This window comes from Chlorobiota bacterium, assembly GCA_016710285.1.
Lineage (GTDB): Bacteria > Bacteroidota > Ignavibacteria > OLB7 > OLB7 > OLB7.
In genome coordinates this window covers 874,523-887,907 of record JADJXR010000001.1, presented here as the reverse complement: position 1 = coordinate 887,907, position 13,385 = coordinate 874,523, and the positions used below count along the sequence as shown (strand labels likewise).

Annotated in this window: 5 protein-coding genes; 4 read left to right on the top strand and 1 reads right to left on the bottom strand. The window is 57.7% G+C overall.

Features of this window, described 5'->3' with window-relative positions; all coding sequences use genetic code 11:
* Positions 1 to 107: 107 nt before the first annotated feature.
* The 4 genes from IPM61_03135 (at position 108) to IPM61_03120 (ending at position 7,917) form a co-directional block, all read left to right on the top strand.
* Positions 108 to 1,709: a type I restriction-modification system subunit M gene (locus tag IPM61_03135; protein ID MBK8910299.1), complete on the top strand. Its 1,602-nt coding sequence runs from the start codon at positions 108 to 110 to the stop codon at positions 1,707 to 1,709.
* A gap of 100 nt (positions 1,710 to 1,809) precedes the next feature.
* Positions 1,810 to 2,826: a virulence RhuM family protein gene (locus tag IPM61_03130; GenBank protein MBK8910298.1), complete on the top strand. Its 1,017-nt coding sequence runs from the start codon at positions 1,810 to 1,812 to the stop codon at positions 2,824 to 2,826.
* 75 nt (positions 2,827 to 2,901) lie between these two features.
* Positions 2,902 to 4,122: a restriction endonuclease subunit S gene (locus IPM61_03125; GenBank protein ID MBK8910297.1), complete on the top strand. Its 1,221-nt coding sequence runs from the start codon at positions 2,902 to 2,904 to the stop codon at positions 4,120 to 4,122.
* Positions 4,123 to 4,842: 720 nt separating this feature from the next.
* Positions 4,843 to 7,917 carry a type I restriction endonuclease subunit R gene (locus tag IPM61_03120; protein MBK8910296.1) on the top strand — a complete coding sequence of 1,025 codons (3,075 nt, stop codon included), beginning with the start codon at positions 4,843 to 4,845 and terminating at the stop codon, positions 7,915 to 7,917.
* A gap of 562 nt (positions 7,918 to 8,479) precedes the next feature.
* Here IPM61_03120 and IPM61_03115 read toward each other — a convergent pair.
* Positions 8,480 to 13,183, bottom strand: coding sequence for a hypothetical protein (locus IPM61_03115; protein MBK8910295.1), 4,704 nt, complete (start codon positions 13,181 to 13,183; stop codon positions 8,480 to 8,482).
* Positions 13,184 to 13,385 lie beyond the last annotated feature (202 nt).

Below are 13,385 nucleotides of genomic sequence, written 5' to 3'. Positions count from 1 at the left end.
GCTGGGCAAACTTCCTTACACACAGCATCAGCAACAATCAACAACGCCGCGCCGGCCTTTTTCTGCGGCCAACACACACACGAACCGAACGCACAGAACCACACCGAATGAACAACACCAGCGAAATCGAACGTGCCGAGCTTCACAAAACCATCTGGCGCATTGCCAACGACCTGCGCGGCAGCGTGGATGGATGGGATTTCAAAAGCTACGTCCTGGGGATGCTCTTCTACCGCTTCATCTCCGAAAATCTTACCAACTACCTGAACGAACAGGAACGCAAAGCCAACAACCCAGACTTTGAATACTCACTCCTGGACGACTCCATTGCCGAGCGTGGCCGCCAGGAAACCGTCCAGGAAAAAGGCTTCTTCATCCTCCCTTCTGAACTCTTCGTCAAGGTTCAGCAGCGCGCCCGGTACGATCCCAACCTGAACGAAACCCTTAGCCGCGTCTTTGCCAACATCGAAGGCTCGGCCAACGGAACCGCCAGCGAAGATGACTTCAAAGGCCTGTTCGACGACCTTGACGTGAACAGCCCCAAACTTGGTCCCACCGTGGCCAAGCGAAACGAAAAATTGGTGAAACTGCTCGATGCCATTGCGGATCTTCCACTCTCCAACACCACCGGCATTTTTGCCCACAACAACATTGACCTGTTCGGCGATGCCTACGAGTACCTGATGCAGATGTACGCCTCCACCGCCGGCAAATCGGGGGGGGAATTCTACACCCCGCAGGAGGTTTCCGAACTGCTGGCCAGGATCACCGTGGTTGGCAAAACCGAGGTCAACAAGGTCTATGATCCCGCTTGCGGCTCGGGGTCCTTGCTGCTGAAATTCGTCAAGATTCTGGGTGCCGAAAATGTTCGCCAGGGGTTCTACGGCCAGGAGACCAACCTGACCACCTACAACCTTTGCCGCATCAACATGTTCCTGCATGATGTGAACTTCGAGAAGTTCAGCATTGCCCACGGCGACACCCTTACCGACCCCCAACATTGGGACGATGAACCGTTCGAGGCAATCGTCTCCAACCCCCCGTACTCCATCCGGTGGGAGGGGGATGCCAACCCGCTGCTGATTAACGACCCACGCTTTGCCCCCGCCGGTGTGCTTGCCCCAAAAAGCAAAGCGGACCTTGCTTTCACCATGCACATCCTTTCCTGGTTGGCGGTGAACGGGACCGCGGCCATTGTTGAGTTCCCGGGCGTGCTCTATCGCGGCGGTGCCGAGCAGAAAATCCGCCAGTACCTTGTGGATAACAACTTCGTTGATGCCGTCATCCAGCTTCCTCCCGATCTTTTCTTCGGGACCACCATTGCCACCTGCGTCATCGTCCTGAAACGGTCCAAAGGGGACAACTCCATCCTGTTCATTGATGCCAGCGACCTGTTTGCCCGAAGCGGAAATAAAAACAAGCTGCTCCCCGAGCATCAGGAAAAAATCTTGCAGGCATTCACCAACCGAACGGACGTGCCCCACTTTGCGCGGCTGGTGCCTTGCCGCGACGTTGCCGACAACAGTTTCAACATCGCCGTCTCTAGCTACGTGGCCCAGCAGGACCAACGCCAGACGGTGGAGATTGAGCAACTCAATGCCGAGATTGCCGGCATCGTGCAGCAGCAAACCGAACTGCGGACCCAGATTGATGCCATTGTGGTGAACTTGCAGGAACGCGCCGCAACCCCAGCAACGGAGCACGCATAACCACCAACCCGCGCCGCTGCTTCCGCTTCCCGCCCCGGGGGCCTGCGCTCCCCCGGGGAAGCCACTGAACGAATCCAACAACAAGAATCAGGAGTGCATTGTGAACGAACAACCTGGCGGCGAAATCATTCTATACCAGCACGGCGATTCGCCTGCTATTGCCGTGCGATTGGATGGCGATACAGTTTGGCTAACCCAACAGCAGCTATCGGACCTTTTTCAGACCTCGCGCACCAATGTGGTGGAGCATATCGCCAACATTTACGCAGAAGGTGAGCTGAGCCAAGAGGCAACCTGTCGGGAATCCCGACAGGTTCGCACCGAGGGAAATCGCACGGTGACACGCACGATCCTCTTCTACAACCTTGATCTTATCATCTCGCTAGGCTACCGAGTTCGCTCGCACACTGCCACGGCATTTCGTATCTGGGCCACCGAACGGTTGCGTGAATACTTGGTCAAGGGGTTCACGATGGACGATGCCCGTCTTAAGAATTTAGGAGGCGGCAGTTACTGGAAAGAATTACTGGAACGCATTCGCGACATTCGCAGTAGCGAAAAGGTTCTCTACCGCCAAGTGCTTGATTTGTACGCCACCAGCATAGATTACGACCCCAAGGCCGAAGCTACCCTCACATTCTTCAAGACCGTGCAAAACAAGTTGCACTATGCTGCTCACGGGCAAACAGCGGCAGAAGTGATCAAACAGCGTGCTGATGCTGGTAAGCCCTTTATGGGATTGCTCTCGTTCAGTGGCAGGCAGCCCACCAAGTCCGAAGCGACCATAGCCAAGAATTATCTTGACGCAGACGAGCTCAAGCGCCTCAATACCCTTGTCTCGGCCTACTTTGATGCTGCGGAATTCCGTGCACTGAACCACCAGCCCACCTACATGAAAGACTGGTTGGTGCACCTTGAACAAATGATCGCAGCCATCGGGGGCAAAACATTGAAGGGGGCAGGCCAAGTCAGCCACCAGCAGGCGATGGCTCACGCCGAAGTCGAATACGCCAAATTCCGTGCCCAACTCTCCGAGCAGCCTTCCGAGGTGGAAACAGCTTATCTGGAAGCCATGAAAGCGGTGGAGAAAAAACTTACGGGAAAGAAAAAATCATAAGGCGAACTCAAAGACCGCACCCATTGCACGCAACAACCTTCCGGCCACTGAACGAATCCAACAAGCATCACACCCATGAACTACATCGAACAAATGGTCGCCGAGCTTTGCCCGAATGGGGTGGAGTTTCGGGAGCTGGGCACGCTGGTAGAGAGGGCAACAACGATCCGCTGGCAAGATGTTGAAGGCGAGGAGTTTCAGTATATAGACCTGACTTCCGTTGACCGCACAACCCATGCAATTGGCGAAACAGAAACCATCACCAGCGAGAACGCGCCAATCCGTGCTCAGCAAATTGTGCACGCGGATGATGTGATCTTTGGCACGACAAGGCCAATGCTCAAACGCTACTGCCGTATTCCTGCCGAGTACCATGGGCAGGTTTGCAGCAGTGGCTACTGCGTCCTTCGCGCAAAGACTGAGTGGCTGCTTCCGAACTTCCTTTTTCACCTGATTGGAACAGAGAATTTCTACAACTACGTGGATGCCAACCAGCGTGGTGCAAGCTATCCAGGCATCACCGATAGAGCCGTAAAGGCCTTCCGCATCCCGGTCCCCCCGCTCCCCATCCAACAGGAAATCGTGCGGGTGTTGGATTTATTCATGGCACTGTTGGCGAACCTGCAAGCGGAGCTTGTGGCGCGACGGAAGCAGTATCAGTATTACCGCGACCAGTTGCTCAGCTTTGAGGGTCGGGAGGATGTGAGGTGGGGGACGTTGGGGGAGATTGGCCAGGTGCGTATGTGCAGGCGCATATTCAAACACGAAACAGCACCTGAAGGTGATGTGCCATTTTTCAAGATTGGAACCTTTGGTGGAACACCCGATGCGTTTATTTCCCAAGCACTGTATGATGAATATCGAAGCCTCTATTCGTTTCCGAAAAAGGGCGACATTCTTTTATCAGCAGCGGGAACAATTGGTCGGGCTATTCCTTACGATGGCAAGGATGCGTACTTCCAAGATTCCAATATTGTCTGGATTGATAATAGTGAGTCCGTCGTAAGCAATAAATACCTTTGGCACTGGTACCAGATCGTTGAATGGAGTACGGATGGAGGGACGATTCAGCGTCTTTACAACACGAATCTTCGGCAAGCAAGAATCGCTGTGCCGAGCCATGCGGAGCAGGAGGAGATCGTCTCCCTCCTGGACAAATTCGACGCGTTGGTGAATGATCTTTCGATTGGGTTGCCGGCAGAGATCGCCGCCCGCCAGAAGCAATACGAATACTACCGCGACCGGCTGTTGACATTTCCGGAGGCCGCACCAACAGAGGTAGCCGAAGGTCTTTAGCCTTCGGCGCCATCTTCAGTTCTCGGCCTTCGGCGTCTAGCTCCGAAAAAAGACAGGGCAGGCTAAAGACCTGCCGCTACCCCGACTACGTCGGGACAACCACCGCACGGGTAGCCGTCCCGACCTTCGTCGGGATTGATAAAAGGTCTTTAGCCTTCGGCGCCATCTTCGATCTTCGGTCACTGGGCCCCGATAAAGATCGGGGCCGCTACCCCGACTACGTCGGGATTGCCACCGGAAGCGGTAGCCGTCCCGACCTTCGTCGGGGTTGATAAAAGGTCTTTAGCCTTCGGCGTGATCAGGTCGAACGGCGTGATCAGGTCGAACCCCCAGCAACACCAGCCCTGAAGGGGCGACCCATACCAGCCCAGGGCACCGCCCTGGGAAAAGGACCACCCCCCGGGCCACACCAGCCCTGAAGGGGCGACCCATGCCAGCCCAGGGCACCGCCCTGGGAAAAGAACCATGCCCCGGCAATGCTAGCCCTGAAGGGGCGACCTCCGTCCGGTGAGAGATGTTGTTGATGGTGTGAATGTTCGGGGGATGATTCCCGGATTCCCGGGGATTCCCCCGATTCCCAGGGCGTTGCCCTGGGCTGTGATAGAATGCCCCTTCAGGGCGAAGGAGGCCGCCGCCCCGACCTTCGTCGGGATTGCTAAAAAGCCCGTAGCCGTTGGCAAAATTTTTTTCCACACCCAGAAGTATTTCAGGAGAACATGGATGAACCAAGAGCAAACAAACTACCGCTACCAGCTGATCGCCAGCTCCGACGAAAGCACTGTTGTTGCCGAGTACCAGCCCGATAACTCAGGCGTTCGGGAGACCGCCTACCAATCGGAAGCGCAGTTGGAACAGGCGTTCATCAAACAGCTGCAAGCGCAGGCCTACGAGTATTTGCCGATCCGCTCCGAGGCGGACCTGATTGCCAATCTGCGCCGCCAGCTGGAGCGGCTGAACGGGATCACGTTTACCGAGGGGGAGTGGAAGCGGTTTTTTGCGACCAGCATTGCCGGCGCGAAGGATGGCATCCTGGAGAAAACCACGCGCTTGCAGGAGGACCACGTCCAGGTGCTGCAACGCGACGACGGCACCACAAAAAACATCTACCTGCTGGACAAAGCGAACATCCACAACAACAGCCTGCAGGTGATAAACCAGTACGAATCCGAAGGCAAGCGAGCCACCCGCTACGACGTGACGGTGCTGGCCAACGGCCTGCCGGTGGTGCATATCGAGCTAAAGCGGAGGGGGGTGGATATCCGCGAGGCGTTCAACCAAATCAACCGCTACCATCGTGACAGCTTTTGGGCGGGACAGAAGTTGTTCGAGTACGTGCAGCTGTTCGTTATCAGCAACGGAACCCTGACCAAATACTACAGCAACACCGTCCGCAATGGCGACTTGTCGGAAGAGCAAAACAACAACCAGAGCCGGAAGAAAACCTTCAACAGTTTTTCCTTCACCAGCTGGTGGGCCGATGCCAAGAACAAGGCGATTCTGGATCTGCAGGGCTTCACCAAAACGTTCTTTGCCAAGCACACACTGCTGAACATCCTGACCCGCTACTGCGTTTTCGATGCGGGCCGGAAGCTGCTGGTGATGCGGCCTTACCAGATTGTGGCGGTGGAGCGGATACTGCAGCGGATTGCCACCTCCACCAACCACAAGCAATTGGGGAAGACGGAGGCCGGCGGCTACATCTGGCACACCACCGGAAGCGGCAAAACGCTGACCAGCTTCAAGGCCGCGCAGCTTGCCACAAAACTGGCCAGCGACGATACCGCCAAAGGGGCCGCAACCAAGATTGAAAAAGTGCTGTTCGTGGTGGACCGCAAGGATTTGGATTACCAGACGATGCTGGAGTACGAACGCTTTGAGAAAGGGGCGGCGAACTCCAACACCTCCACCGCTGTGTTGCAGAAGCAGCTGGAGGACAGTAGTTCGCGGATCATTGTCACCACCATCCAGAAGCTGTCGCGGTTTGTGGCCAGCAACAAGCATCATCCGGTATACGGGAAGCACGTGGTGCTGATTTTTGACGAATGCCACCGCAGCCAATTTGGCGACATGCACGCCCAAATCACCAAGGCGTTCAACCGCTACCATCTGTTCGGCTTCACCGGCACCCCAATTTTTGCGGAGAACGCGCCCACCGCCAGCAGCGCGCAGCGGCGCACCACCCAGCAGACCTTTGGCGACAAGCTGCACACCTACACCATTGTTGATGCCATCAACGACAAGAACGTGCTGCCGTTCCGGGTGGAATACATCAACACCATCCGGCCCCGGGAGGGCATCAAGGATAAGCAGGTGGCGGCCATTGACACCGAGCGGGCATTGCTTGCGCCGGAGCGGATTACGCAAGTGGTGGAGTATATCCGCGAGCATTTCAACCAAAAAACCAAACGCGCCAACCACTACCAGCACAACGGGACGGTGCTACGCGGGTTCAACGCGTTGTTTGCCACCGATTCCATCAAGGCGGCCAAGCAGTACTACGCGGAGTTCGCCCGGCAGCAAAGCCAGCTTCCCCCGGCGCAGCAGCTGAAGGTGGGTCTGATCTACAGCTTTGCCGCCAACGAGGAGGTGGACGATCCCGACGGATTGCTTGGCGAAGAGGAGTTCGAGACGGAGATGCTGGATGCCAGCTCGCGCGAGTTTTTGGAGGGGGCGATTAGGGATTACAACGGCTTGTTCAAAACCAATTTCAGCACCGATACCGACAAGTTCCAGAATTACTACAAGGATCTGTCGAAGCGGCTGAAGGAGCGGGAATTGGACCTTGTGATTGTGGTGAATCTGTTCCTAACCGGATTCGATGCCACCACGCTGAACACCTTGTGGGTGGATAAAAACCTGAAGGCGCATGGGCTGGTCCAGGCGTTTTCGCGCACCAACCGAATCCTGAATTCGGTGAAGACCTACGGCAACATTGTTTGCTTCCGGAACCTAGAGCAGCAGACCAACGACGCGCTTGCGCTGTTCGGGAACAAGGATGCCCAGGGCGTTGTGTTGCTCCGCCCTTATTCCGAATACTACAAGGAATACGAGGAGCGGCTGGCCGCGCTGGTTGGGCGATTCCCGCTGGGCGAAGCGATTGTTGGGGAATCGGCGCAGAAGGAGTTCATCAAGCTGTTTGGCGCAATCCTGCGGCTGCGGAACATCCTGACGGCCTTCGATGATTTTGCCGGGAACGAAATCCTTTCCGATCGCGACTTCCAGGATTACCAAAGCCTGTACCTGAATCTGCACGCCGAGTTCCGGGCACTGGCCAACGAGGGGAAGGAGGAGATCAACGACGACGTGGTGTTCGAGATTGAGCTGATAAAGCAGGTGGAGGTGAACGTTGATTATATCCTGCAGCTGGTGGAGCAATATCTGGCGAAGAAAGGGACGGGGGAGGACAAGGAGATTCGCGCCACCATCGAGCGGGTAATCAGCGCAAGCGTTTCGCTGCGGAACAAGAAGGACCTGATCGAGGAGTTCGTGGACTCCATCTCTAGCCGGAAGAAAATGGGTGCGCAGTGGGTGGCATTTGTTGCCAGGAAGAAGGACCAGGAGTTGCAGAAGATCATCGCCGAGGAAGGGCTGGATGCCCAGGCCACACAAGGCTTTGTGGACAATGCCTTCCGCGACGGCGGAATCCCCACGGCTGGGACGGCCATCACCAAAATCCTTCCCCCGGTCTCAAGGTTCTCCCAGGACAACAACCACGCCGCCAAGAAGCAAGCGGTGTTGGACAAGCTGTACGCCTTCTTCGAACGGTACTTCGGGCTGGTCTCAGAAGCGGAGTAATCGGTGGTTGGTTCAACTACGTCGGGATTGCCGCCGCAAGGGTAGCCGCCCCAACCTTCGTCGGGATGACCACTGCACAGGTAGCCGAAGGTCTTTAGCCTTCGGTGTCTAGCTCCGAAAAAAGACAGGGCCCCGATAAAAATCGGGGCCGCTACCCCGACTATGTCGGGATGACCACCGGAAGAGGTAGCCGTCCCGACCTTCGTCGGGATTGATAAAAGGTCTTTAGCCTTCGGCATCTGGGCAGGCTAAAGACCTGCCGCTACCCCGACTACGTCGGGATGACCACCGGAAGAGGTAGCCGAAGGTCTTTAGCCTTCGGCGCCATCTTCGGCGTGATCAGGCCAAAGCCCCGGCAACACTAGCCCTGAAGGGGCGACCTCCATCCGGTTAGAGATGTTGTTGAGGGTGTGGATGTTCGGGGGATAATTCCCGGATCCCCCGGATTCCCCGATTCCCAGGGCGTTGCCCTGGGCTGTGATAGAATGCCCCTTCAGGGCGAAAAAAACACACAGCGGGCTGGCCTTTTGGGGGCCAGCCCGCTCCGTTTACTCACTCACCGTTATCCCTCAATCTTCAGGTTCACAACCCCGCTGTTGCCGCGAACTTCGGGGTAGTACATCAGCGCGCCAACGGCGGGCATGGCGGCGTAGCTGCCGGGGATTTGTGCGCGAAGGATGTAGCTGAACTCATACTCACGCGGCTCGATCCGCGTGCTGAAGAAGCTCACTTTTTCGTCGCGCACGTCGCGGTCGGCGTACCACCAATTCCAGATTCGGCTGCGCATCCAGGGGCGGTATCCTCCGTTGTTGCCGCCGTAGCCGTTTTCGCCGGGAATTTCATAGCCGCTGGTTTCCGTCACCACCTCGCAACCGGCGGGGAGCGGGTCCTCCAGCATGAAGTAATCGTAGCTGGAGTTCGGGGTCACCGTCACCTTCACGAACAGCTCCTGCCCGCTTTGCACCACGCCGCTGAACGGGCGTTTTTTGTAGATGTACTTCTTCCCGTCGCGGACCCGCTCCAGCGTCCAATACTCACGCGTCACCATGAACCCAGCATCCGCCGGCTTGATTGCGTTGCCGGTGGCGTAGTAGCTAAGGCGTGCCGTGGCGTACAGCGTCCCGCGTCCGGACCGTGTCACCTCCACTCGGTTCTCCCCCTTGCTCAATGCCTCGGCCGGAACCGTCACCTTTATCTCCTCCTTGAACAGGTCGGCTTTGGTGATTCGTTGGCTTGCCACTTGTTTGCCGTTCACCCGTGCGGTAATCGTCATGTCGGGGTCCAGCTGGTTGGTTGCTTTCAGGTGGTCGGCCAGGGCAAACACCACCATTGCCGTTTGGCGCGTGTTCCCCCACGAGGCCCCCTGTTTCTGGGTCAGCAGCCAGCGGGTTGCTTTGCGGGTCAGTTCGTTCTCGCCCCGCACTTGCAGCATTGCCTTCAGGACCCACGCGCTGGTTTCCACTTGGTCATCCTGCCAGTTGTAGTGCCACGTTTTCCCTTTCCAGAATGCCCCGGTTTGGGTTTGCGTCGCGTCGTTTTCCAGCATCGTCATCATCCTTGCCGCCACCGCCGATTGGCCCTGGTGCGTTGCTGCCAGTGCCAGCAATGCGCGGGCGTAGTTGTTTAGGTCGTTGCGGCGCGCAAGTTTTTCGATTCGGCTCTTCAGCCCGTTGTCGCCGTCGCCGTTGCGTTGCATTGCGGCAACGTACAGCATCCAGGCGCGGGTGGTGGCGTCAATGGTTTTGTCGTCGGGACTGTCGTTGCTGGCAATCATTGTGTTAAGCGATTCGTTCCCACGCCCAAGCCGTTCCGGGTCAACGTCGTATCCGGCTTGCTGGGCGATTGCCATGCCGTAGATCACGTAGGCGGTCATAAAGGCGTTGGTTTTGTCGTTCTCCCACCAGCCCCAACCGCCGTCGTCGTGCTGAAGTTCGTGCAGGCGGTTCAGCCCTTTTGCCACCATCTTCGGAAGCTCCTCCCGCTTTTGGGCATCGAACGGCACATCCAATTTTTTCAGCGCGTCGGCAACCACCACGGTGGGGAGGAACCGGCTCATCGTCTGCTCCACACAGCCGTACGGGTATCCAATCAGGTCATCCAACGCCCCCAGCAGCGAGCTTGCCGGCGATGGCGACAGGCTTAGCGTCAGCGTGCCGGTAAGCGGGTCCGCATTGGCGGGCATCGTCAGGGGGATTGTCCCGTTCGGCGTGCGGTCGTCAAGGTCCGCAATGCCGGCCACCGATTGCTTGATTCCCAACGGAAGCACCGGAACCTTCAGCTCCATTGCGTCCGATTCCTCATCGGTCAAGGCGCGGACCGTCAGCGTTGCTTCGCCCGCTTTTGGCGCGGAAATCTCCCAATCAATCCGCAGCTCGCCGTTGGCCGGGATTGTCACCGTCCGCTCGCGCTCCTTTGCCTCAACGCCTTCGGTTAGGAACTCCACCTTCGTCCGTTTCTCGGTGGCCAAGTAGTTGTGGATGGTGGTTGCAATCTTCAGCCGGTCGCCGCTGGTGATGAACCGTGGGACCTCCATCCGCGCCAGCAGGTCTTTGCGGGCAATCACCTCCGTTGTGGTTTGGCCAACGGCGGTTGCTTGCGTCACGCCGCGGGCGGTGATGCGCCACGTGGTCAAGTTGTCGGGGAACTTCACCGTTAGCGTTGCGCGCCCGCTGGCATCGGTCCGGACCGATGGGGTCCAGAACATCACATCCTGAAAATCCTTGCGGAGCGCTGGCTGGACGTAGGATTCAGCGGACTCACCATCCTTCGTCGCACGTTTTGCCATCGCCATCATCGGTGCGGCTCTGCCTCCACGCATTTCAAAAGAACCGGCTGCGTCCTCCGCGCTCAGCGCATCGCTCTCAGCCACCTTAAACACCGACCGGGTGGAGAACCGGAAATAGAGCGACGTGTTGGTGCTGACTTCGTTCCCACGGTCGCCGTAGAAGAATTTCTGGATGTCGGGGGTGCGGTCTGGGCGGATGGCGTAGATCGCCTCGTCAACAACCCCAACGGCGATGTCGGTCATGGCTGCGGGTTCCCCTTGTTCGTTCCGCGCACGCAGGGTTATCGTTCCGGTCTCCCCGGGTTTGTATTGTGGCTTGTCGGTCTTCACCTCAATCCGGAGCCGTTTCCCAACCGGGGCAACGGTGATCCGCTGCTGGTGGTTGTACAGTTGGTCGTTGGCAATCGCGGCAACGGCAAGGTAGAAGACCGGGGCCTGGCGGTCCTCGACCGTCATCCGCACAATGGCCGAGCGTCCGTTCAGCCGCTCCACCTGCGCGCCGTAAATGGTTGCGCCTTCGCCGGTGACCAGCACGTCAATGTTTTCCGAGGGCATCACCACCAGCGCGCTCATGGTCTCGCCCGGCGTGTAGAGTGCTTTGTCGGGGATGATTTGGATATCACTGGAGCCATCGTTGTACCAAGCGTAGCCTTCCTCGGCAACGTAGATGTAATTGGATTCGGTGATCTTCGTTCCGCGGCTGTCGGCGGCCTCCACCTCAAGATTGTAGTATCCAGATTTGCCGGCTGGGATTCGGATTGTTCCGCTTCCATCCTGGCCCGTTGCGCCGTCGCCGGTCCAGATTGTTTCCTCGTGGCGTTCGCTGGTTCCCTTCCGTTTTTGGTATTCCCACCACGTCCGCACCACGCGGGCTTTGAACGCCGTGGCCACCGGCTTATCGCCATCGAACGTGGCGATTTGAACGGTGAGGGCAACCTCTTCCTTCGGTTTGTAGAGGTACTTGTCGGTGCGGGTGGTGATGAAGAACTCACCCCGCGTCACCTTTGCCGAAGCGGACCCCGTGATTGCGCGGCGGCTGGCATCCACAACGGTGGCTTGGACCTGATAGACGTAATCTTGATCGGCCTTGCCGTCGGTGGAGTAGTCAATGGTGAAGGTTCCATCGCTGTTCAGCGTTCCGCTGCCGTTGTGGACCATCTCCATCCCGTACTGCGGAAAGCTCGTTTCTTCGTCGTAGAGATAGGCCCACTCGGTCCGGTACCACCAGGGCCGCCAGTAGCGCGAGCGGTAGATGCGGTACTCCACTTCCCCTTCGGCAACGGGTGAGCCAAAGTAGTAATCGGCCTTCACCGTTGCGGTGATCTTGTCGCCACGGGTGTACTGTACTTTGTCGGTTGCCACGGCCACTTCGTACTCCGGCTTTTTGTACTCCTGCACCTCGAAGGTGAAATAGCCATCGGACCCGTTGATGGTGGTTTGGATGGAGTAGCTTCCAAGCGGCGGCTCGTCGCCCAGCGTTAGCTCGCCGGAGAAGGTGCCGAAGTCGCTCAGGGTCAGCGTGTCGCGCTTGATGGTGGTCCCGCGTGAGTCGTTCACGGTGACGCTGACGGTGTCGTTGGTTGCCGCCAGCGTGAACGTCCCGTCCGGCTGGACCCTGCGTGCAATGCCACGGTAATAGACCTTCTGCGCCGGGCGATAGACGGGCCGGTCGGTGTGCAAGTACGTTTGGACGTTGCTCTGCCCGCGGCGGTAGCCGTAGAAGTAGGAGTCGGAGATGACGAACTCACCGTTCTGTTCCCCCATCACCACAAGGCCGTTTCCATATCGCCAGTAGTAGGGTTCATCGTCGCCGTCGGTTTGTTGTGAAAGGTCGGGGATGGAGGCCTGCGCAAAGCCGCTTGCGCCGGTGTTGCCGGTGGCCACCGTTTTGCCGTGGCGGACGAAGGTGAGCGGGACGTTGGTTTCCCGTTGGCCGTTGGCGCGGTTCATCACGAAGGCAAGGGCGGTCCCATCGGCTTGCTTGGTAATCATTCCCAGGTTGCTGATGATCAGCACCGCAACGGCCTGTTTTTCGCGTGCGGTGGCCACCACCAAATAGACTCCGCTTTCCCGCAGCGGGGCATTCACCGTCTCGTTGAACCAATGGTACTTGCTGGCCTTGATGGTCTGTTCCCACTCGGCAGCAACCTTGTACTTGCTCCAAATTGGGCGGCGGCGTTTGGATTGTGTGCTGTCGTCGTCGTCACCCAGGTCCAGAGTGTGTGGGTCTTTCTGGGCAAGGAAGAACTCCACTGGATCAGTGACGCGATAGGCTTTGAATTCGAAGGTGGTGGACCGCTGCATCTGCCCGCTAAGGCGTACGCTGATCCCCCCTTCCGAAGGGCTGAAGACCCGCTCGGTAGAAAGGTAGAAGTTGAAGTTGTCGTCGTCCATCGGTATGGTGAATGCAAACAGGAGTGGTGAAAGAAGAAGCAGCCAACGGCTGAGTTTGTTGATGTTCATATTCATCGGCATCTTCATAATGGAACCCGGTTATCAGGTGCTGGTTGTTGCGAAGTTGCTGGCCAATCAGGCGCGGGGAGCAATCCCCCATTGTTGTTGTTGCCCTACCCGACAGACGGCCCGCAGCTTGGTTGTAACCCCTGGGGAGTTGTTGCAGTTCGTGGTTGGCGGGGGGGCGGCGTTTCGTTGAAGTTCGGCAGTGGTTACTTTCGTACCCGCT

What these genes read in the sequence shown, in the direction of transcription:
- IPM61_03115 (MBK8910295.1), bottom strand. Translation starts at nt 13,183, where the DNA reads ATGAAGATGCCGATGAATATGAACATCAACAAACTCAGCCGTTGGCTG.
- IPM61_03120 (MBK8910296.1), top strand. Translation starts at nt 4,843, where the DNA reads ATGAACCAAGAGCAAACAAACTACCGCTACCAGCTGATCGCCAGCTCC.
- IPM61_03135 (MBK8910299.1), top strand. Translation starts at nt 108, where the DNA reads ATGAACAACACCAGCGAAATCGAACGTGCCGAGCTTCACAAAACCATC.
- IPM61_03125 (MBK8910297.1), top strand. Translation starts at nt 2,902, where the DNA reads ATGAACTACATCGAACAAATGGTCGCCGAGCTTTGCCCGAATGGGGTG.